This is a genomic window from Roseinatronobacter ekhonensis, assembly GCF_900499075.1.
In the GTDB taxonomy this organism is placed as follows: Bacteria; Pseudomonadota; Alphaproteobacteria; order Rhodobacterales; family Rhodobacteraceae; genus Roseinatronobacter; species Roseinatronobacter ekhonensis.
This window is the reverse complement of the sequence record NZ_UIHC01000025.1, coordinates 25228-46574: the sequence shown is the minus strand read 5'-3', so window position 1 is coordinate 46574 and position 21347 is coordinate 25228. Positions and strand designations below refer to the sequence as shown.

Genomic DNA, 21347 nt, shown 5'->3' with positions numbered 1-21347 from the left:
AAATGGCGCAAACTCGACGGCGCAAGCCGCATGCCTGAGATCATCCAGGGGATTGAATTCAAGGACGGGATCAAGCAACTTCAAAAAGCCGCCTAATCACGCCGTCACCAACTTTCGGGCATAGCTCCCCAAACGTTGGGTCGGGCTGGTGCACGGGGTGCATGATCTGGACCTGGGTCGTGAACTGGCGGTCTATCTGGACCCCCGCCATGTCTATATTTTTGACGCGGATGGCCGTCTGGTCGCGCCTGCCGCTTACGCGCTGGCAGCCTGAGGAGGAGAGGACGCGATGGCACGGATCACGCTTGATAACCTGGCGCATTCTTATTTGCCCAACCCGAAATCAGAGGATGATTTCGCGTTGAAGGAACTGAACCATGACTGGGAGGATGGCGCCGCCTATGCGCTGCTGGGCTCGTCCGGCTGTGGGAAATCCACGCTGTTGAACATTATTTCGGGGCTGCTGAACCCCTCTCAGGGTCGGATTCTGTTCGACGGGCAGGACATGACACAGGCCACCACCGCAGAGCGCAATATCGCGCAGGTGTTCCAGTTTCCGGTGGTCTACGACACCATGACCGTGCGCGACAATCTGGCCTTTCCGCTGCGCAACCGTGGCGAAGACCCGGCCTATGTGGCCGCACGGGTTCAGGAAATCGCCGCCATGATCGGGATGGAAGCGACGCTGGACCACAAAGCGCGCGGGCTGACCGCAGATGCCAAGCAAAAGATCAGCCTTGGTCGCGGCATGGTGCGCAAGGACGTGAACGCGCTGCTGTTCGACGAGCCGCTGACCGTGATTGACCCGCATATGAAATGGGAATTGCGCACGCAGTTGAAAAAGCTGCACCACGAATTTGGCCATACGATGATTTATGTCACCCATGACCAGACAGAGGCGCTGACCTTTGCCGACAAGGTGGTCGTCATGTATGACGGGCGCGTGGTGCAGATCGGCACGCCCGAGGAATTGTTCGAGCGTCCCGCCCATACATTCGTCGGGTATTTCATCGGATCACCGGGGATGAACGTGATCCCTGCCCAGATCGAAGGGCGCCGCGCCATTGTGCACGGCACAGAGATGGACCTTGCGGATGGCTACGGTCCGGTCAATGGCAAGACCGCCATCGGCATCCGCCCCGAATTCGCGCGGTTGAGCAGCGACACCGGACTGCCCGTAAAGGTTCGCCGGGTCGAGGATGTGGGCCGCCACAAGCTGGTCCGCGCCGAACTGTTCGGCCAAGAGATCAACATCGTCGCGGGAGAGGATGACCGGATCGGGCCCGATATGACCCGCGTCTGGTTCGACCCTGCGCATGTGAATGTCTACGCCGATGACTGGCGCGTCGCACCGCAAGGGAGGGCTGCGTGATGAACAAGACCGTCAACCAGAAAGCATGGTTTCTTGTGCTGCCAGTGCTGATCCTCGTGGCGTTTTCGGCGGTCATTCCGCTGATGACAGTGGTCAATTACTCTGTGCAGGACAGTTTCGGCAACAACCAGTTCTTCTGGGCGGGCCTCGAATGGTTCGAACAGATGCTGCATGACGACCGCATGTGGAACGCGCTGCAACGGCAGTTGATGTTCTCCGGCATCATTTTGGCGATAGAGGTGCCGCTGGGCGTGTATGTCGCGCTGAACATGCCGAAAAGCGGGTTCTGGGCCAGCTTCTGCCTTGTGGTCATGTCACTGCCGTTGCTCATCCCATGGAACGTGGTGGGCACAATCTGGCAGGTCTTTGGCCGCGTCGATATCGGGTTGCTGGGCTACACGCTCGACAAGCTGGGGATCGACTACAACTACACGCAGGACAGCTTTGACGCGTGGGTCACGATCATCGCGATGGATGTGTGGCACTGGACCTCGCTTGTGGCGCTGCTGGCCTATGCCGGTCTGAAATCCATTCCCGATGCGTATTACCAGGCGGCCAAGATCGATCAGGCCAGCCGCTGGGCAGTGTTTCGCTACATCGAATTGCCCAAGATGATGGGCGTGCTGATGATCGCGATCCTGCTGCGCTTCATGGACAGTTTCATGATCTACACAGAGCCGTTCGTCGTGACCGGCGGTGGTCCCGGCAATGCGACCACGCTGCTGTCCATCGACCTTGTGAAAATGGCACTGGGACAGTTCGACCTTGGTCCGGCGGCGGCCTTCTCGATCATGTATTTCCTCGTGATCCTTGCGATCAGTTGGGTGTTCTACACCGTGATGACCAATCTCGACAAGAAAGGGGGCTGAACCATGGTGGATGCAACCTCGACAGCCGCGGTCACGACCCGCCGCCCAAGCCTGCCGCGCGTCAACAGCCGTGCCGTGGTGATGACCCTGTATTTGGTTTTTCTGATGCTGCCGATCTACTGGCTGCTGAACATGAGCCTGAAAACCAACGCAGAGATCCAGAGCAGTTTCACGCTCTGGCCCGAGGCGCTGACGTTTCAGAACTATATCACCATCCTGACCGACCCAAGCTGGTATATGGGCTATGTTAACACGCTGATTTACGTCGTGCTGAACACTGCGATCAGCCTTGCGGTGGCGCTGCCTGCGGCCTACGCGTTTTCGCGCTACCACTTTCTGGGCGACAAGCACCTGTTCTTCTGGTTGCTGACCAACCGGATGGCGCCGCCCGCCGTGTTCGCGCTGCCGTTCTTCCAGCTTTATTCGTCGGTCGGGTTGTTCGACACGCATATCGCGGTGGCTTTGGCGCATTGCCTGTTCAACGTGCCGCTTGCGGTCTGGATTTTGGAAGGGTTCATGCGCGGCGTGCCCAAGGAAATCGACGAGACCGCCTATATCGACGGCTACAGCTTTGGTGCGTTCTTCGTCAAAATCTTCACCCCGCTTATTGCGTCGGGCATTGGCGTGGCGGCGTTCTTTTGCTTCATGTTCTCTTGGGTGGAACTGCTGCTGTCGCGCACATTGACGACGGTCGATGCCAAGCCGATCGCCGCGACCATGACCCGCACGGTCGGCGCGGCCGGGGTGGATTGGGGCGTGCTGGCGGCCGCCGGTATCCTGACCATCGTGCCGGGGGCCTTGGTCATTTATTTCGTTCGCAACTACATCGCCAAGGGCTTTGCCCTAGGTCGCGTGTAAGCCGGGAAAAAGGAGACACCTCATGGATTGGATGGCCTGGACCCAACCGACCGCGATCTTTTTCATCGTCATCGCGGCTTTGCTGATCACCTTCACGGTGCTCGCGCTCAAGTTTCCCGAAACCCCGCGTATCGGGGTGCTGCGGATCGAAACCACGCGCGGCGACCGTCTGTTCATCACGCTGCTGGGAAGCGCGTTCATCAATCTTGCCTGGCTGGGTCTGGTCGGACCCGACACCCAGCCTTGGGCAATGGCAGTCTGCCTTGTCTATGCCGCAGCGGTATTCCGCTGGGTCTAGACAATGACAGCGTGCAAGGCCGACAGGGACGGGGAGGCCCTGCTTGCATGACGACACCGCCCCGTATCACCGGTTCAAAAAGGGAGGACACCACATGAACCTGAACCTCAAATCAACCACGGCGGCGCTGCTGATCCTTGCGGGTCCGGCTTTCGCCGACATGGACGCCGCACGCGCGTTCCTGGATGCGGAAATCGGCGACCTGTCGTCACTGACCCGCGCCGAGCAGGAAGCCGAAATGCAGTGGTTCATCGACGCTGCGCAGCCTTTCGAGGGCATGAGCATCAACGTCGTGTCGGAAACCATCACCACGCATGAATTCGAAAGCCAGGTGCTGGCCCCGGCGTTCAGCGCGATGACCGGCATCAACGTGACCCACGACCTGATCGGCGAGGGCGACGTGGTCGAAAAGCTGCAAACGCAAATGCAGTCGGGTGAGAACATCTATGACGCCTACACCAACGATTCCGACCTGATCGGCACGCATTGGCGCTATCAGCAGGTGCGCAACCTGACCGACTGGATGGCGGGCGAAGCCGCCGATGTCACCAGCCCGACGCTGAATCTGGACGATTTCATCGGCACCCAGTTCACGACCGGCCCGGATGGCAAACTGTACCAGTTGCCGTCGCAGCAATTCGCGAACCTGTATTGGTTCCGCTACGACTGGTTCAACCATCCGCAAAGCCAGGAAGATTTCCGGGCCGCCTATGGCTACGATCTTGGCGTTCCGGTCAACTGGGCGGCCTATGAGGATATTGCCGAATTCTTCACCGGGCGCGATATGTCCTATGCCGACGGTCCGGCCGAAAACGTGTTCGGCAACATGGACTACGGCAAGAAAGACCCCAGCCTTGGCTGGCGCTATACCGATGCGTGGATGTCCATGGCTGGCATGGGCGACACGGGTGAACCCAACGGCCTGCCGGTCGACGAATGGGGCATCCGCGTGAATGACGCGTCGCAGCCTGTGGGTGCGTGCGTTGATCGTGGCGGTGCCGCCAACAGCCCGGCGGCGGTCTATGCGGTTGAGAAAGCCATCGAATGGCTGAACAACTACTCGCCGCCCTCGGCCATGGGGATGACCTTCTCTGAGGCAGGCCCGGTTCCGGGGCAGGGCAACATCGCGCAGCAGATGTTCCTGTACACCACCTTCGTGGCACCGCTGGTCGAAAGCGATGCGGTCATGAACGAGGATGGCACCCCGAAATGGCGTCTGGCCCCAAGCCCGCACGGCGTTTATTGGAAAGAAGGCCAGAAGGTCGGCTATCAGGACGTGGGCTCCTGGACGCTGATGGATTCGACCCCGGTTGACCGTGCGAAAGCGGCCTGGCTCTATGCCCAGTTCGTCACGTCGCAGACGGTGGATGTGAAGAAAAGCCATGTTGGCCTGACCTTCATCCGGGAATCGACCATCAACCACGAGAGCTTCACTGAGCGCGCTCCGCGTCTGGGTGGTCTGGTGGAATTCTACCGCTCGCCCGCGCGCGTGCAGTGGTCGCCCACCGGCACAAACGTGCCCGACTATCCGCGTCTGGCACAACTGTGGTGGCAGAATATCGGCGATGCCATGTCGGGTGCGAAATCCGCACAGGACGCGCTCGATTCGCTCTGCTCTGACATGGAAAGCGTGATGGAGCGTCTGGAACGCGCCGGCGTTCAGGGCGATCTGGGTCCGGTCATGAACGAAGAGCGTGACGCGGATTACTGGTTCAGCCAGCCCGGTGCCCCGTTCCCAGAGATGGAGAACGAGGATGAAGAGCCGATGACCGTCTCCTACGACGAACTCATCGCATCCTGGCAGTAATCGCCAGCCGACAGGGGGCCGGGGTTGTTGAAAACCCCGGCCCTTTTTCTATGCTGACCCTGTTGCACCCAGAAAGGCCCGCCGCATGACCCTGATCCTCGCAATCGACCAAGGCACCACTTCCACCCGCGCCATCCTGTTCGACCAGGGCTTTCGTATGGTCGCCAGCGCGCAGGAAGAATTCGCCCAGCATTACCCGGCCTCGGGCTGGGTTGAGCATGACTGTTCCGACCTGTGGTCCACCACCGCCGCGACCTGCCGTGCCGCGATGGAAAAAGCCGGTATCCGCGCGGGCGAGATAGCCGCCATCGGCATCACCAACCAACGCGAAACCACGCTGGTCTGGGACCGCAAGACCGGCAAACCCATCCATAACGCCATTGTCTGGCAGGATCGCCGCACGTCAGAGATGTGCAAACGCCTTGTCGCCGAGGGGTTCGAAGAGGAGGTGACGGACCGCACCGGCCTGCTTCTGGACCCGTATTTCTCTGGCACGAAACTGGCATGGCTCTTGGACAATGTAGAGGGCGCGCGCGCCCGCGCCGAAGCTGGCGAACTGGCCTTCGGCACCGTCGACACATGGCTCGTGTGGAACCTGACGGGCGGGCAGGCGCATGTGACCGACGCCACCAATGCCGCGCGCACCATGCTATACGACATCCGCAAGGGCCGCTGGTCGCAGACCATGTGTGACCGGCTGGGCATTCCCATGTCCATGTTGCCAGAGGTGCGCGATTGCGCGTCAGATTTCGGCCAGACCCGCCCCGACCTGTTCGGCGCGCCCATTCCCATCCTTGGCATCGCGGGCGACCAGCAGGCGGCGACCGTGGGGCAGGCCTGTTTCCAGCCCGGCATGCTGAAATCCACCTATGGCACCGGCTGTTTCGCGCTTCTGAACACGGGCGATACCGCCGTGCGCTCGCAAAACCGCTTGCTGACCACCATCGCCTACCAGTTGGACGGCACGCCGACCTATGCGCTCGAAGGGTCGATCTTCATCGCGGGGGCGGTGGTGCAATGGCTGCGCGACGGGCTCAAGATCATCCGCACCGCGCCGGAAACGCAGCCCTTGGCCGAAGCCGCCGACCCGGCGCAAGAGGTGGTGCTGGTCCCCGCCTTCACCGGGCTGGGCGCGCCCTATTGGAATGCCGAATGCCGGGGCGCGATCTTTGGGTTGACGCGCAGTTCCGGCCCCGCAGAGCTGGCGCGCGCGGCGCTGGAAAGCGTGGGCTTCCAGACGCGTGACCTGCTGGCGGCGATGCAGGCGGATATGGGAGAGGCGGAATCCGCGGTGCTGCGCGTCGATGGCGGCATGGCGGCGAGCGATTATGCCATGCAATTCCTGTCCGACATTCTTGGCGCGCCGGTGGACCGGCCGAAAGTGCTGGAAACGACGGCGATGGGGGCAGCGTGGCTGGCCGGGCACAAGGCGGGCGTCATGCCGGGGATGGACGCGTTCGCGGCGTCATGGGCGGCAGAGGCCCGGTTCGAGCCTGCGATGGACGACAGCCTGCGCGACGCGCGCACCGGCGCATGGAAACGCGCGATCGAGGCGACGATCGGGTATGCGGGGTAGGGGACTCAGGCGGCGCGTTGACCGTTCAACAGGGCGGGGATGGAAATATCCTCGTCCAAGTCTTCCCAATGCAGGCCGAAGGGGGTGATTTCGACCGCTTCGCGCTGTTGCGGCGTGGCGTTCAGAAGGCGCGGGAACCAGACCAGCGGCACGCCAAGGACACGGCCATCCGAGAGGGTGAGCCACATGGCGTCTTCATCGAAAGTGGCGCTAGCCCGAAAAAAAAGAGCCATCGTATCTTTCCCGTTCGCTCGGACCCTTGGTAGCCGGAAGCGCTGCTCTCAACGCAAATTGGACACGTGATACATTTTCGTCTGATGCTCGAATTGTCCCATCGGAACCGATCTTCGCGACATACACATCAACCCCGACTTTACCGTTTCCCTCTTTTTCAGATCCCTTTGTGATTGCTACGTCAAATGAAACCGTAGTCATTTGAACGAAACCGTCTGAGTATCGAACAAAATCCACAGAATTTGCGCTATATGTAAGTGGGTTTATATGCGCTTTTTTCTCTGTATTCTCCTCAATAAGTTCCGCCGTTGCATCTATGATTGACTGCATCGTTGACTTAATAAAGTCCTTCAGTTCCATTCTGCCTCCGCTAAAATATAGATTTTTGTTTATCACCCATCCATCTTCAACGCGCTTATAAACGCCTGCTGCGGGATCTCCACTTTCCCGAACTGGCGCATCTTCTTCTTACCCGCTTTCTGCTTGTCCAACAGTTTCCGCTTGCGCGAGACGTCGCCGCCGTAGCATTTCGCCGTCACGTCCTTGCGCAGCGCCGCCAGCGTTTCGCGGGCAATCACCTTGCCGCCAATCGCCGCCTGGATCGGGATTTTGAACATGTGGCGGGGGATCAGTTCTTTCAGCTTTTCGCACATCACCCGGCCCCGCCCCTCGGCGCGGTCGCGGTGGACCATCATCGACAGCGCATCGACCGGCTCGTCATTCACCAGCACCTGCATTTTCACAAGGTTATCCTCGCGGTAGCCCGTGATCTCGTAATCGAAGGACGCATAGCCCTTGGTGATGGATTTCAGGCGGTCGTAGAAATCGAACACCACCTCGTTCAGCGGCAGGTCATAGACGACCATCGCGCGCGGCCCGGCATAGGACAGGTCCAGCTGGATGCCCCGCCGTTCCTGGCACAGTTTCAGCACATCGCCCAGAAAGTCATCCGGCACAAGGATCGTGGCCTTGATGCGCGGTTCCTCGACATGGTCGACATGGGTCAGATCGGGCAGGTCGGCGGGGTTGTGCAGTTCCAGCATCTCTCCATCGCGCATATGGATGTGATAGACCACCGAGGGCGCGGTCGTGATCAGGTCCACGCCGTATTCACGCTCCAGCCGGTCGCGGATCACCTCCAGATGCAGCAGGCCAAGGAACCCGCAGCGGAAGCCGAAGCCAAGGGCGGCCGAGGATTCCATCTCATACGTAAAGGACGCGTCATTGAGCGCGAGTTTCTCGATCCCCGTGCGCAAATCCTCGAATTCCGCCGAATCGACCGGGAAGAGGCCGCAGAACACCACGGGCACGGACGGTTTGAACCCCGGCAGCGCCTTGGCGCAGGGTTTCTTGTCATGCGTGATCGTGTCGCCGACCTTGGTGTCGCGCACCTGTTTGATGCTGCCGGTGAAGATGCCAATCTCTCCCGGTCCCAGTTCGGCGACATCGACCATGGCGGGTTTCAGCACCGAAAGTTTGTCGATCCCGTATTTCGCGCCCGTCTGCATCATGCGGATGTTGTCGCCCTTGCGGATGACCCCGTCCATGACGCGGATCAGCACGACAACGCCCAGATAAGGGTCATACCAGCTATCGACCAGCATGGCTTTCAGCGGTGCGTCGCGGTCGCCCGCAGGGGCGGCCAGGCGGTTGACGATGGCTTCCAGCACATCGGGAATGCCAAGGCCGGATTTCGCGGAAATCAGCACGGCATCGGATGCATCGAGCCCGATCACATCCTCGATCTGCTGGCGCACCTTGTCGGGCTCGGCTGCCGGAAGGTCGACCTTGTTCAGGACCGGCACGATTTCGTGGTCGGCGTCGAGCGCTGTGTAGACATTGGCCAATGTCTGCGCTTCGACCCCCTGCGACGCGTCCACCACCAGCAGCGAGCCTTCGACGGCCTGCATGGAGCGCGATACTTCATAGGCGAAGTCGACATGGCCGGGCGTGTCGATCAGGTTCAGGACGTAATGTTCCCCATCCTTGGCGACATAGTCGATGCGGACCGTGTTGGCCTTGATGGTGATGCCGCGCTCGCGCTCGATATCCATCGCGTCGAGCATCTGCTCTTTCATGTCGCGGTCGGCCACGGTGCCGGTGGACTGGATAAGCCGATCCGCCAGCGTGGATTTTCCGTGGTCGATATGCGCCACGATCGAGAAGTTCCGGATATGGGAAAGCTGTGTCATGTCCGCTGATATGTCGCGCTTTCGCCCCCCGGTCAATATGGCTTGACGGCCTTGTGCTGTCTGGTTGTTATTCCGGGGCGTGGCGGCGCGAATAGCGGTTGTTCGAGGGTGCATACCAGCCGTCCAACTGGCCCGCCTTGGGGGCAAAGACGGTCACGTCCAGCGGATGGCATTGGGCTGCATCCGAACTGTGCTCGGCCCCGCAATCGCCACCCGGACAGGCTGACAGCACGCCCAGAAGGTCAATCTCTGCAAAGAACTCGATATAGTCGCCTGCGCGCGCGGGGCTTGCCTTCATGAAATACTGGCCGCTGTCGCGGGTGAACCCCGTGCACATGAACACGTTGAGCACGTCATGGATATGCGCCTCTGCCTCCGACAGCGACAGGTGCAATTCGTCGGCCAGTGCGCGCGTCAGGTTGGAATGGCAGGTGTTGTGATAGTCCTGCCCGCTCAGCATGTGATGGGTGTAGGGGTCGCAACGGGTGCCGATCACATCGTGGACCCGTCCGCCGAATTCGTCCACGCCATACCACGCAAGGCTGTCCTCGGTAATCGTGGCCATCGGGCGCAGGTAGGGTAGGCAGGACCACAGCCGGTCGCCTTGTTTGACATGGCTCCCGTGCAGCGCGCGGGTCTTGCCGGAAAAGAAACGCTCTTCAAGGTTGCGCGCCGCAAACAGGTTCAGATCGCCGACCTGCGCGCCATCGGGGCAGGAAATACGAAAAAAGCTGCCGGCAGTGACGTAAAAGCACCGCGCCTGACGCGGCGGAACCTGCGTATGCGCGGTTTGCTGCGCGGTTGCGCGGGCTGTTTGATACTGCTCCGTTTTTGGCACGGGCAACCTGTCATTTGGATAGCAGATCACCGGCGCAACGGCGCGGCGTGTGTCGGCATCAGCGGGGGCAGATGTGTCGGTCATGGGCGCGCTCCGGCTTGGCACTGTTGGGGGCTGCGTCCCTTGGGCAGGGCCAATTCAGCACCGCAAGCCGCGCAGACATGCAGCACGCGTCCGTCGGCCAGCGCGCGCCGGTCTTCGCGCCACCGGCATTCGCGTCGCTGCCACGGACGCAAGATCAGGATCGCGGCAAAGACGATCAGCAGGCCAAGCACAAGGATCATAATTATAAGGTGGCCTGCACGCGCCACGATTTCAAGCGCACCGGCCCAAAGCCGCGCTTTACTGGCGTGCCGACCAACTGATGGACGCGCGGTTGCGGGTATAAAACTCGCCCAGCATCCCGATAACGATGACGCACAGGCTGAAGATAACGGGATAATACAGCCATGTGTTGAACGGGTTGTAATTGATAAAGGCAAAGCCGCGCGCCTGGTCAATGGCGTGAAACAGCGGGTTCCATGTAAAATACGGCAGCACACTCGCCGGCAGCGTGTTGGCCAGAAAAAACTTGCCCGACGCGACCATATTCATGCGCGAGATAAGCGTGGTCAGCAGTTTTGCGACCGATGGAAACCAAGGCTTGATCGCATACATCACAAGGCCGATGGCCATGCCAGAGAACCAGACCGCCAAGAGCATGGCAAAGGCCCCGAAGGGTTTGTCGATGACCACGGGCGTCCAGATCGTATGATACAGAAACAGGATGACCGCGATGGACAGGATCTGGATATAGAGCTCTGCCAGCGCGGCGCCGCCAATCGCCACGATCGGGTTCATGGGGCGGTGTTTCATCATCGCAGAGTTCGGCCCCTCTGCCGTCGCGACCGCAGAGAGTGTCTTGATATGCGCCATGAACAGGACCACGCCGCTCATGAGGTAAATCAGCGTATCGCCGCGGATGGCGGCGCCACGCGCACCGGCGAACACAAAGATCAGCAGAAACACGCCCAATAGAATCATGGTCTGCAGGATGTTCAGCAGCAGACCGATGATTGCATTGCCGTGGTTCTTGCGCACATTGCGCACCGATTGGGTGAAGATCAGCTCCAGCGTATGCCAGAGCTGCCACCCAAAGGATCGCGATGTGGTCGGGCTGAACATGGCCGCTTTCCGATTGTCGCCTGTTGTGTTGCGCAATATACGTTAATCTAGACGAAAACACGGCAAACAACAATCTTGCCAGCCTTATCAGGAGCTTTCATGCCAGACCCCGCCGCCCGCGTCGCCCTGTTCCGCAAATTGGCCCTTGCCGCCGGGGCAGAGATCATGGCGGTCTATGACAGCGCCGATATGGGTGTGGAAAGCAAGGCCGATGACAGTCCCGTCACCCGCGCCGACCGTCTGGCCGATGACGTCATCAGCGCGGGGCTGCGCGCGGCTTTTCCCGATATCGCGCTTGTGACCGAAGAACAGGCCGACACACATGGCGCGACCGCGGACACGTTTTTGATTGTGGACCCATTGGACGGCACCAAGGAATTCATCAAGCGGCGCGGGGATTTTACTGTGAATATCGCGCTGGTAGAGCAGGGCGTGCCGGTAGCGGGCATTGTCTATGCCCCCGCGAAGGAGCGCATGTTCTATACCGATGCCAGCGGCGCCAGCGTGGAAGAGCTTGGCCCGTTCGACCCGGACGCGCCCGGCCAGACTCGCCCCTTGCATCTTAGCACGCCCGATGCGGATGCGTTGATCGTGGTCGCGTCGAAATCGCACCGCGACGCGGCAACCGATGACTATATTTCGCGCTACAGGGTCGCGGATATGCGCAGCGCTGGCTCTTCGCTGAAATTCTGCCTTGTCGCGGCGGGCGAGGCGGATCTTTACCCACGCCTTGGCCGCACCATGGAATGGGACACGGCGGCGGGGGACGCGGTCCTGCGCGGCGCGGGCGGCACAGTGCTGCGCTTTGATGACCATGCGCCCTTGCGCTATGGCAAGCCGGGCTATGAGAACCCGTTTTTTATCGCCTGCAATCCAGCGGTTACACTGGTCGCGCCGGAATAAGGCAGCGAGCATTAACGAATTCGTTAACTTTTACGATTCTACCCGCATTGTGACCGCAAACCTGCCGCATTCCGAAGGCTATCTGGCGTCATGTTGAATGGCACCAGAATGGAGCAAGGAATGAAACGCAAGGTTACGAAAGCTGTCTTTCCCGTCGCAGGTATGGGCACCCGCTTTTTGCCCGCGACCAAGTCGGTCCCGAAAGAGATTATGACGCTGGTTGACCGCCCGCTGATCCAATACGCGATCGACGAGGCGCGCGCGGCAGGCATCACCGAATTCATCTTCGTGACCTCGCGCGGGAAAGGTGCTTTGGAAGACTATTTCGACCGCGCGCCGGAACTGGAAGCCTCGCTCAAGGCCAAGAACAAGACGGCCCTGCTGGATGTGTTGCAAGATACCAATATGGACAGCGGCGCGATTGCCTATGTCCGCCAGCATCAGGCGCTGGGGCTGGGCCATGCGGTCTGGTGCGCGCGCCATCTTATCGGGGACGAACCCTTTGCCGTTCTGCTGCCCGATGACGTGATCGCCGCTGACAAGCCTTGTCTGCAACAAATGGTCGAAGCCTATGAGGACACCGGCGGTAACATGATCGCCGCCATGGAAGTGGCTCCGCATATGGCATCGTCTTACGGTATCATGGACGTGCCGCCGACGATTGGCCGCAGCCTGCCGATGCGCGGAATGGTCGAAAAGCCCGCACCGGGCACACAGCCGTCGAACCTTGCCGCGATTGGCCGCTACATCCTGTCGCCCGATGTGATGAAGCACCTGGACGAAACCAAGCCGGGCGCGGGTGGCGAAATCCAGCTCACTGACGCCATTGCCCGAGAAATCGCCGAGAAGCAAAATGTCTTCGGCTATCGTTTCGACGGCCAGCGTTATGATTGCGGCTCGAAGGCCGGGTTCCTGCAAGCGACCGTCGCGTTCGGTCTGGCGCGCGAGGAACTGCATGACGAGCTTGACGACTTCCTGACCGATCTGATGGCACAGCGTCAGGCCGCGCAGTAACCGCAAGGCTCAGCGATACTGGAAGGGGCGCCTATCTGGCGTCCCTTTTCATGCGCGGGGCAGGCGGGGCGGTCCGCGGCGGACCTTAGTGGCCCTTCCTTGGCCTGCCGGATGCCCGGCTTGGTGTTTGCACAAGGCGTATCTTCGCGGTTCTGTAGGGTGGCACAGGTAAAAGGCGCGCATGTATTCCGAACTGTCCCCGTCGCAAGACCGCTGGTTCCGCTTCCGGATGGACTGGAAGCGCCGGCGCTATCGTGCGCGCGCCATTGCCAAGGCCCGCGAGCTAAGCTGCGTGAAACGCGCGCGCTGGGGCCGAGAGGCGATCCTGCTGTTTTGCACCATCCGCAATGAGCGGGACCGGATCGACTGGTTTCTGAAACACTACCGCGATCTGGGTGTGGATCATTTCCTATTCGTGGACAATGGTAGTGATGACGGCACATTAGACACGCTTTTGGCGCAACCCGATGCGTCGGTCTGGAACACCCCTGCCAGCTACCGCGCGTCGCGTTTCGGTCTGGACTGGCTGAACTGGCTGATGTTGCGCCATGCGCGCGGGCATTGGTGCGTTGTCGCAGATGCAGATGAATTGCTGATCTACCCGCATTGGCAAACCCGCCCACTGCGCGCGCTGACCGACTGGCTTGACGCGCAGGGCCAGCCCATCTTGCCCGCCATGATGCTGGAGCTTTACCCCAAAGGCCCGCTGCACACGGCGCATGTGCCCCCCGGAACAGACCCGCTGACGGCGCTGCAATGGTTCGACCCCGGCAATTATACCATTGCGCGCAAACCGCTGCTAGATTGCCTGCTGATACAGGGCGGGCCGCGCGCCCGCGCTTTTTTCGCTGACCAGCCCAACCGCGCGCCGACGCTGACCAAATTGCCGCTGGTCAAATGGGATATGCACAACACTTGGGTCAACTCGACCCATTCCATCCTGCCGCGCCACCTGAACGCCGTCTATGCACGCGGTGCGGGCGAGCGGATTTCGGGCGCATTGTTGCACACAAAGTTCCTGCCCCAGATCGTGGACCGCGCGCCGATGGAAAAGGCGCGCGCCGAACATTTCGGCAATGCGCCGGTGTTCGATGCCTATTACGATGCCGTGGCACAGTCCCCCGATCTGTGGTGCGCGCAGTCCGCGCGCTTTACCGGATGGGAACAGTTGGAAGAGCTTGGATTGATCTCTCGCGGGGGCTGGGCCTGAGTTACCGGGCGAATTACCAATGTTTACGCAACAATAACCGATACTGGGCAAGATTGTTGCAATTACCCCATCCGTCGGGCATGACTTGAACAAGGTCGCCAAAGTTGGCCGGATTGCGGTTGCGAGTAGTCGTTCATGGGATTGAAAACTCAGTTTAAATTGCGTGCGCGGCGGCAGGCGAAACTGATGCGCGCCCTGCGCAAAAGCCTGGAATTGCGTGCCCGCGTCAACCGCACCGACCGCATCCGCCCCGATGACATTCTGTGCTTCACCACCTTGCGCAATGAATATCTGCGGTTGCCTTATTTTCTGGATTATTATCGCCAGCAGGGTGTCGCGCATTTCCTGATGGTCGATAACGGGTCGGATGACGGCACGACCGACTACCTTGAAGCGCAACGCGATGTGTCGCTTTGGACCACGCGGGCCAGCTACAAGGCGTCGTGCTTCGGGGTGGACTGGCTGAACCATCTGCAATGGCGCTACGGAGCAGAGCATTGGTGTCTGGTCGCCGATGTTGATGAATTCCTGTTGTACCCCTATGCCGATACGCGGCCCCTTCACGCGCTGACCGATTGGCTGGACAGTCAGGGGCGCAAGTCCTTTTCTGCCATGCTGCTGGACATGTATCCAAAAGGGCCAATCGCGTCGCAGCCCTACCGCGAGGGGCAAAACCCGTTCGAGATTGCGCGCTGGTTCGATGCCGCGAATTATTCCATCAAGCGCAACCCGCTGATGAACAATCTGTGGATACAGGGCGGCGTGCGCCAGCGTCTGTTCATGGCGGATGCCCCCGAACAAGCCCCTGCGCTCAACAAGGTGCCGCTGGTGCGCTGGTCGCGCAAATATGCCTATGTCAGTTCCAGCCACATGGTGTTGCCGCGCGGGTTGAACCGGGTCTATGACGAGTCCGGCGGCGAGCAAGCGTCGGGTGTACTGCTCCACGCCAAGTTTCTGGACACGATCATGGCAAAAGCGGGCGAGGAATTGCAGCGCTGCGAGCATTATGCCGAAAGTCGCGAATACCGCGCCTATGACCTGACGCTGCGCGAGGGGCAAAACCTGTGGTGTGAGCAGTCGACCGAATATATCAACTGGCGACAGTTGGAGATTCTGGGTCTTATGTCGAAAGGGGATTGGGCATGAACACTGCGACCCCTTCGCTTGGGGTGGTCATGCTGTGCCACACCGCGCTGGACCGCGCGGCGCAGGTTGCGCGCTTTTGGCTGAAAGCGGGCTGCGCCGTTGCGTTGCACATCGACAGTGCGGTGCCGCAGGCGCAAGTCACGGCGCTTCAGGCAGAACTTGGGGCGCACCCGCTTTTGCGCATGGCGCCGCGCCTGCGCTGCGACTGGGGGTCTTGGAACATTGTTGCCGCCAGCCAGAGTGGTGCCGAATTGCTGCTGCGAGAGTTTGACAGCATCGGCCATGTGCTGCTGTGTTCCGGCTCTTGTCTGCCGCTGCGGCCCGCCGCTGACCTCGTCACGCATCTGAACGCCAATGAGGGCACCGATTTTATCGAATCCGTGGCCGTGGACCATGCCGATTGGATCACAGGTGGCCTGTCGCGCGAACGCTTTACGCTGTATTTCCCGTTCTCGTGGCGCAAGCAACGCTGGCTGTTCGACCGCGCGGTCGACCTGCAACGCCGTTTTCACATTTCCCGCGAAATCCCCCGCCCGCTGGAGCCGCATATGGGGTCGCAGTGGTGGTGCCTGTCGCGCGCGACGCTGGACGCCATCCTGACACACCCCAAGCGCAAACGGTTCGAGCGGTATTTCAAAGGCTGCTGGATACCGGATGAAAGCTATTTCCAGACGCTGGTGCGCCTGCATGGCCGTCGGATCGAAAGCCACTCTCTCACGCTGGTGAAATTCGACCGCAACGGACGACCCAACCTGTTTTATGATGACCATTTGCAGCTTTTGCGCCGATCGGACTGCTATCTGGCCCGCAAAATCTGGCCACAAGCCGATAAGCTCTATCAGTTTTTCCTGACCGATCAGGCGCGCAAAATGCCGCCCGTCCCGCCAGAGCCCGCCAAGATCGACCGCTATTTCGAACTGGCCGAACGCCAGCGCACGGAAGGGCGCGCGGGCCTGTATATGCAAAGCCGCTTTCCGCCCGACGATAGCGGGCAGGCTGTGACCGCTGGCCCGTATTCGGTGTTCAGCGGGTTCGACCAGTTGTTTCGAAACTTCGACTATTGGCTGGGGCAGGTCACGGGCAACCGCGCGCATGGCCATCTGTATGCACCGGAGCGCGCCAATTTTCACGGTGGCGCCGAGGTCTGGCATGGCGCGATTTCCAATAGCGCCGCCTTGCGCGACTATAACCCGCGCATGTTTCTGACAAACCTGATCTGGGCCACCCGCGGCGAGCGGCAGTGCTTTTCGATCACCGCGCGGGATCATGTTCCGCCGGACCTGATGTGGTTCATGGCCAAGGACAGCAACGCGCAGATCTCGCTGGTCAGCGGGTGTTTCCTGCTGCCGCTGTTCCGGGGCGAATACAAACCCGATGATGTGCTGGCCCATGTCGCCTGGTTGCAAAAGCGCGAGCAGCATATGCTGTCGGTCTTGCAGTCGCGCTGGGTGCGCGCCGATGTCCGGGTCTGGACGTTGGCAGAGTTTCTGAATGCGCCCGAGAGCAATCTGCAATCGGTTGCCGCGAAAATCGCACCCGACGCGTCAATCGCCAGTCAGGGCTTGCCCAACATGCAGTCACTCGACGGGTTGGAGGATTTTTTGCGCGCGTTGCGCAACAAGGGCTTGCCCCCGGTGCTCTTGCGCGATTTCGAGGGGCGGACAGGTGTCAGGTAGGACTCGATCATGACAGACGCGGCCCCGTTCGATTATTTCGTCGTGCTGGCAGAAATGCGCACCGGCTCGAACCTGATCGAAGGCAACCTGAACGAATTCGAGGGCATCACCTGCGAGGGCGAGGTGTTCAATTCGCATTTCATTTCGCATGAGGGCAAAGACGCGTTATACGGTGTGACTTTGGCGCAGCGCGACAGCAACCCGATGGACCTGCTATGGGCGATCCGGGCGCAACCCGATCTGACGGGGTTCCGGTTTTTCCACGACCATGACGCGCGCGTTCTGCCGACCTTCATGCAAGACCCGCGCTGCGCCAAGATCATCCTGACGCGCAACCCGCTGGACAGTTATGTTTCGCTGAAAATTGCGCAGGCAACCCAGCAATGGAAGCTGGGCGATGTGAAAACCAAGCGGTCCGCGCAGGTCGCGTTCGACCCGGTGGAGTTCGAGGAACATGTGACCCGCATTCAGGGGTTTCAGGCGAAAGTGCTGCGCCTGTTGCAGACCAGCGGGCAGACGGCGTTCTATCTTGCGTATGAAGACGCCAATGACGTCGATGTGCTGAACGGATTGGCGGCATGGCTCGGCGTTGCCGCGAGGATCGAGGCGCCCTCGCGCAAGCTTAAGCGTCAGAATCCCGAACCGCTGGAGCAAAAGCTGACCAACCCCGATGCGGTGCGCGACGGGTTGGCGCGGCTCGACCGGTTCAACCTGTCACGCACGCCCAATTTCGAGCCGCGGCGCGGGCCGATGGTCTGGGGGCTGCGCGCCTGCGCAAGCCTTCCCATTGCCTACCTGCCCATGCCCGGCGCGCCCGATCCCGGCGTGCTGGAATGGATGGCGCAGATCGACGAGGGGCGTGCGGTAAAGGCCGATTTTACCGCGCAAAGCTGGCGTGACTGGCTGCGCGCCCACCCCGCGCGTGCGGTATTTTCGGTGCTGCACCACCCGCTGGCGCGCGCCCATGAGGTGTATCTGCGTCAGGTGGTGCACGGGCAACGCGCCAATGTCCGCGCCTTTCTGGCACGTGTGCACGGCGTGACCCTGCCCGAAAAAGACGCGATGGACAGCTATGACGACGCGCTGCACCGCGCGGGGTTTCTGGCCTATCTGCGCTTTGTGGCTGCGAATTTGAATGGCCAGACCGCGATTGCCGTGATGCCTGCTTGGGCCAGCCAGACAAAGGTGATTGAAGGTGTCATGGGGCAAGCGCCGCTGCACCACCTGTTTCGGACCGAGTGGCTGGCGCGCGACCTGCCCGGCCTTGGGGCGGGTCTGGGTTTGGACCTGCCGGCGTTCGCGCCGGTCGCGACCCCGCGCCGCTTCACGCTGGCGGGCATATATGATGCCGAGATCGAGGCCGCTGGCCGCGCCGCTTACGGGCTGGATTACGAAGCGCTGGGCTTTGAGGATTGGCGAAGCTGAGGCGGCTTGGCAAATGCGGCTTGGGGGCTTCGCCCCCGCCCGGCCCCGTTCCGGGACCGGCCTCCCCCAGGATATTTGGGCAAGGATGAAAGGGTCAAAGCTGCGCTAGTCGGTCGGTCAGCAATGTAAAGAACCCGTCTGCATCCACATCCCCGATGAAGAGCGCGTTGGGCACGCGCCCGCTGACGCGCCACCAGTCGGCGACGGTCATGCCAAGGGTCAGGTCCGAGCCTGTCTCGATCTCGACATTGATATGGCGGCCGGTAAAAAGGTCGGGCCGGATAAGATAGGCAATGGTGCAGGGGTCGTGCAGCGGCGCGCCCGCTGAGCCGTATTTCTCCTTGTCGAACCGTTCGAAGAAATCTGTCCAGCTTGCGACGGCTGGACCGATGGTGCCCGGCAGCGCGCGGAACGCGGCGACGCGCGGGGCGGTCACGAGTGCCTTATGCGTCACATCCAGCGGCATGACCACGATATCGACGCCCGACGCAAAGACGATCTTGGCGGCCTCTGGGTCGACATAGATGTTGAACTCCGCCGTCGGGGTGATGTTGCCCACTTCGAAATAAGCGCCGCCCATCAGCACGATCTGCTGGATGCGGGGAATGATGTCGGGTGCGCGGTCCATGGCGGTCGCGATATTCGTCAGCGGCCCGATGGGGACCAGCGTGACGGTCCCGGCTGGTTCGCGGCGGAGCGTGTCGATCAGGGCATCGACCGCGTGGCCATCCGCCAACGGCATGGTCGGCGCGGGCAGGTCCACCCCGTCCAGCCCTGTTTTGCCGTGCACATGTTCCGCTGTGACCAGTTTGCGCGACATGGGCGCGTCGCAGCCGGCATAGACGGGGATATCCGATCGTCCGGCCAGTTCGCAGACACGGCGCGCATTCGCATGGGTCAGCGCCAGTGGCACATTGCCCGCAACGCAGGTAATGCCCAACACCTCCAATTCTGGCGAGGCGAGGGCGAGCAGGATCGCCACCGCGTCATCCTGCCCCGGATCTGTGTCTATGATAATCTTGCGTTCCAAGCGCGGCCCTTTCCTTTTGCAAACAGGATGCGCAGGGCGCGGTCGCGGTGCAAGCCCTGATCGCACTCACCCTGTGCGACATCCGTCTGGGCTTGTCACAATCCCGTGGCGGACTGACCGTGTTCAACCTGCGCGGAGCTATCATGATGCGACTCTTGGTCCCTTTATCGTGGCTTGCCGGACCGCCGGCCGCGCAAGACCTGTCATTCCGGTTTGCGGGGCGCCTGCATCGGGCGGGCCGCGGGTGTTTGCAGGGAACAGCGCGATGGGTGGCGCACCCGTGGTCTGCGCTTTTGCCCGGCTGCGGGATGAACTCGGGACGGAATGTTGAATGCCGTCTGTCGCCAGTCAATGTAATTTATGCGGGCCGCCGACCGGGGGGTTGCCGACGCATTTGGCCATACAGGCCAGTAGCTTGAGCGACATGCAGCGGGCGTGGATTGTCGACCGCAATGCGCGCTGCGGGCATGAGGCATCGCTCTGGCAGGATGGGACCGGGTCCGGCCGCGATTTTGCCAATTGCCTGCTGCAAGAGACCGCTAAACAGGCGCTCTTTTGCGGCGCGCTCTATTCGGGCGAGGGGTAAGCAGGGCAGGGTGTCGCGGCTGCAAACGCAGCATTAGCCGTTCGCGCGCGCGGCAAGTCATTCAAAGTAGTGAATGTTTAATGTATGCGACGGTATTCCAAAGCGCGTTTTTCCGTCGCCGGACGCCCTAGTTCAGTTGACCAACCCCGCCTGTCGGAGTAGATGAAGCAAAGCCATTGTCAGCGCAACATGTTCGCTGGCACAGTTCGGTGCAGCGTTTGCTGCCTGCGAAAGGAGCCAAAGGTGCAAGACCTCCTCGCGTCCTACCTGCCCATCGTGATCTTTCTGGCCATTGCCGTGGCGCTGGGCCTTGTGCTGCTTTTGTCAGCCATCGTCATCGCGGTGCGCAACCCAGACCCCGAAAAGGTGTCGGCCTATGAATGCGGGTTCAACGCGTTCGACGACGCGCGCATGAAATTCGACGTGCGGTTCTATCTTGTGTCGATCCTGTTCATCATCTTCGATCTCGAAATCGCATTCTTGTTTCCATGGGCGGTGGCCTTTGGCGATATGTCGATGGCGGCCTTCTGGTCCATGATGGTGTTCCTTGCCGTGCTGACCGTTGGCTTTGCCTATGAATGGAAGAAGGGGGCGCTGGAATGGGAGTGATGAGCGAAAAAGTTCAGACCGGGGCCAATACCGCTGGCGCGGATCGCGAGGTTGCCACGCAATCGCTGAACCGCGAATTGCAGGATAAGGGATTCCTGCTGACCTCGACCGAGGATATCATCAACTGGGCGCGCAATGGCAGCTTGCACTGGATGACCTTTGGTCTGGCCTGCTGTGCGGTCGAGATGATGCACACTTCGATGCCGCGCTACGATCTGGAACGCTTTGGCACCGCGCCGCGCGCCAGCCCGCGCCAGTCCGACCTGATGATCGTGGCGGGCACGCTAACCAACAAGATGGCGCCTGCGCTGCGCAAGGTTTACGACCAGATGCCGGAGCCGCGCTATGTCATCAGCATGGGAAGCTGCGCCAATGGCGGCGGCTATTACCATTACAGCTATTCCGTGGTGCGCGGATGTGACCGCGTGGTGCCGGTGGACATTTATGTGCCCGGCTGCCCGCCCACGGCAGAAGCGCTTCTATATGGTATTCTGCAGCTGCAACGCAAGATTCGCCGCACCGGCACGCTGGTCAGGTAAG

Annotated in this window: 22 protein-coding genes and 1 pseudogene; 16 read left to right on the top strand and 7 right to left on the bottom strand. The window is 60.9% G+C overall.

Translation table 11 applies throughout. From position 1 onward, the window contains the following. Positions 1 to 136: 136 nt before the first annotated feature. From ROE7235_RS12175 to glpK, 7 genes and pseudogenes are all read left to right on the top strand, one after another. A pseudogene (locus tag ROE7235_RS12175) lies at positions 137 to 274 on the top strand (ABC transporter ATP-binding protein); the annotation flags it as partial. A 15-nt stretch (positions 275 to 289) separates the two neighbouring features. Then, on the top strand, positions 290 to 1372 hold the full coding sequence (locus tag ROE7235_RS12170) for an ABC transporter ATP-binding protein (protein WP_121095802.1): 1083 nt from the start codon (positions 290 to 292) through the stop codon (positions 1370 to 1372). Continuing rightward, on the top strand, positions 1372 to 2241 hold the full coding sequence (locus ROE7235_RS12165) for a carbohydrate ABC transporter permease (protein WP_121095801.1): 870 nt from the start codon (positions 1372 to 1374) through the stop codon (positions 2239 to 2241). Before ROE7235_RS12170 ends, ROE7235_RS12165 begins: the two co-directional genes overlap by 1 nt. Positions 2242 to 2244: 3 nt before the next feature. Then, the gene (locus tag ROE7235_RS12160; protein ID WP_121095800.1) at positions 2245 to 3099 is read left to right on the top strand and encodes a carbohydrate ABC transporter permease; all 855 of its coding nucleotides are present in this window, start codon (positions 2245 to 2247) and stop codon (positions 3097 to 3099) included. Positions 3100 to 3121: 22 nt separating this feature from the next. Beyond that, positions 3122 to 3397, top strand: coding sequence for a DUF2160 domain-containing protein (locus ROE7235_RS12155; RefSeq protein WP_121095799.1), 276 nt, complete (start codon positions 3122 to 3124; stop codon positions 3395 to 3397). A 94-nt stretch (positions 3398 to 3491) separates the two neighbouring features. Then, positions 3492 to 5204 carry an ABC transporter substrate-binding protein gene (locus ROE7235_RS12150; protein WP_121095798.1) on the top strand — a complete coding sequence of 571 codons (1713 nt, stop codon included), beginning with the start codon at positions 3492 to 3494 and terminating at the stop codon, positions 5202 to 5204. A gap of 85 nt (positions 5205 to 5289) precedes the next feature. Further along, positions 5290 to 6780 (top strand): glycerol kinase GlpK, encoded by a 1491-nt coding sequence (gene glpK / locus ROE7235_RS12145; protein ID WP_121095797.1) that lies wholly within the window; start codon positions 5290 to 5292, stop codon positions 6778 to 6780. A 5-nt stretch (positions 6781 to 6785) separates the two neighbouring features. On the opposite strand, the gene ROE7235_RS12140 is transcribed toward glpK, so the two are convergent. From ROE7235_RS12140 to ROE7235_RS12120, 6 genes are all read right to left on the bottom strand, one after another. Next, entirely contained in the window at positions 6786 to 6968 is a 183-nt protein-coding gene (locus tag ROE7235_RS12140; protein ID WP_245963953.1) for a DUF2442 domain-containing protein, read from the bottom strand. Positions 6969 to 6990: 22 nt separating this feature from the next. Beyond that, positions 6991 to 7374: a hypothetical protein gene (locus ROE7235_RS19880; RefSeq protein WP_147434208.1), complete on the bottom strand. Its 384-nt coding sequence runs from the start codon at positions 7372 to 7374 to the stop codon at positions 6991 to 6993. Between the two features lie 32 nt (positions 7375 to 7406). Then, positions 7407 to 9206: a translation elongation factor 4 gene (lepA, locus tag ROE7235_RS12135; protein WP_121095795.1), complete on the bottom strand. Its 1800-nt coding sequence runs from the start codon at positions 9204 to 9206 to the stop codon at positions 7407 to 7409. A gap of 67 nt (positions 9207 to 9273) precedes the next feature. Then, entirely contained in the window at positions 9274 to 10128 is an 855-nt protein-coding gene (locus ROE7235_RS12130; protein ID WP_121095794.1) for an urea carboxylase-associated family protein, read from the bottom strand. Next, positions 10125 to 10328, bottom strand: coding sequence for a hypothetical protein (locus ROE7235_RS12125; RefSeq protein WP_121095793.1), 204 nt, complete (start codon positions 10326 to 10328; stop codon positions 10125 to 10127). The genes ROE7235_RS12130 and ROE7235_RS12125 overlap by 4 nt, the downstream gene beginning before the upstream one ends. Before the next feature lie 58 nt (positions 10329 to 10386). Next, on the bottom strand, positions 10387 to 11208 hold the full coding sequence (locus ROE7235_RS12120) for an ABC transporter permease (RefSeq protein WP_121095792.1): 822 nt from the start codon (positions 11206 to 11208) through the stop codon (positions 10387 to 10389). Positions 11209 to 11307: 99 nt separating this feature from the next. Between ROE7235_RS12120 and cysQ the strand changes: the two genes are divergently transcribed. The 6 genes from cysQ to ROE7235_RS12090 all read left to right on the top strand — a co-directional run bounded on the left by cysQ (position 11308) and on the right by ROE7235_RS12090 (position 18582). Next, positions 11308 to 12111, top strand: coding sequence for a 3'(2'),5'-bisphosphate nucleotidase CysQ (gene cysQ, locus ROE7235_RS12115; protein ID WP_121095791.1), 804 nt, complete (start codon positions 11308 to 11310; stop codon positions 12109 to 12111). A 120-nt stretch (positions 12112 to 12231) separates the two neighbouring features. Next, a complete protein-coding gene (gene galU, locus ROE7235_RS12110) occupies positions 12232 to 13125 on the top strand; it encodes a UTP--glucose-1-phosphate uridylyltransferase GalU (RefSeq protein WP_121095805.1) in 894 nt (297 codons plus the stop codon). Positions 13126 to 13306: 181 nt separating this feature from the next. Continuing rightward, positions 13307 to 14335: a glycosyltransferase family 2 protein gene (locus ROE7235_RS12105; RefSeq protein ID WP_121095790.1), complete on the top strand. Its 1029-nt coding sequence runs from the start codon at positions 13307 to 13309 to the stop codon at positions 14333 to 14335. 135 nt (positions 14336 to 14470) lie between these two features. Then, positions 14471 to 15481 carry a glycosyltransferase family 2 protein gene (locus ROE7235_RS12100; protein ID WP_121095789.1) on the top strand — a complete coding sequence of 337 codons (1011 nt, stop codon included), beginning with the start codon at positions 14471 to 14473 and terminating at the stop codon, positions 15479 to 15481. Beyond that, entirely contained in the window at positions 15478 to 17157 is a 1680-nt protein-coding gene (locus ROE7235_RS12095) for a DUF5927 domain-containing protein (protein WP_121095788.1), read from the top strand. The genes ROE7235_RS12100 and ROE7235_RS12095 overlap by 4 nt, the downstream gene beginning before the upstream one ends. 9 nt (positions 17158 to 17166) lie before the next feature. Beyond that, positions 17167 to 18582 (top strand): nodulation protein NodH, encoded by a 1416-nt coding sequence (locus ROE7235_RS12090; RefSeq protein ID WP_121095787.1) that lies wholly within the window; start codon positions 17167 to 17169, stop codon positions 18580 to 18582. Positions 18583 to 18676: 94 nt separating this feature from the next. Here the strand turns inward: ROE7235_RS12090 and ROE7235_RS12085 are convergent, their stop codons facing one another. After that, a complete protein-coding gene (locus tag ROE7235_RS12085) occupies positions 18677 to 19612 on the bottom strand; it encodes a nucleoside hydrolase (RefSeq protein WP_121095786.1) in 936 nt (311 codons plus the stop codon). A 415-nt stretch (positions 19613 to 20027) separates the two neighbouring features. Here ROE7235_RS12085 and ROE7235_RS20555 point away from each other — a divergent pair, with 415 nt between their 5' ends. The 3 genes from ROE7235_RS20555 to ROE7235_RS12070 all read left to right on the top strand — a co-directional run bounded on the left by ROE7235_RS20555 (position 20028) and on the right by ROE7235_RS12070 (position 21346). Next, a complete protein-coding gene (locus ROE7235_RS20555) occupies positions 20028 to 20198 on the top strand; it encodes a lysozyme inhibitor LprI family protein (protein ID WP_281272863.1) in 171 nt (56 codons plus the stop codon). A 243-nt stretch (positions 20199 to 20441) separates the two neighbouring features. Next, a complete protein-coding gene (locus tag ROE7235_RS12075; RefSeq protein ID WP_121095784.1) occupies positions 20442 to 20807 on the top strand; it encodes an NADH-quinone oxidoreductase subunit A in 366 nt (121 codons plus the stop codon). Next, complete coding sequence (locus ROE7235_RS12070; RefSeq protein ID WP_121095783.1) at positions 20807 to 21346, top strand: NuoB/complex I 20 kDa subunit family protein; 540 nt, start codon at positions 20807 to 20809, stop codon at positions 21344 to 21346. Before ROE7235_RS12075 ends, ROE7235_RS12070 begins: the two co-directional genes overlap by 1 nt. Position 21347 lies beyond the last annotated feature (1 nt).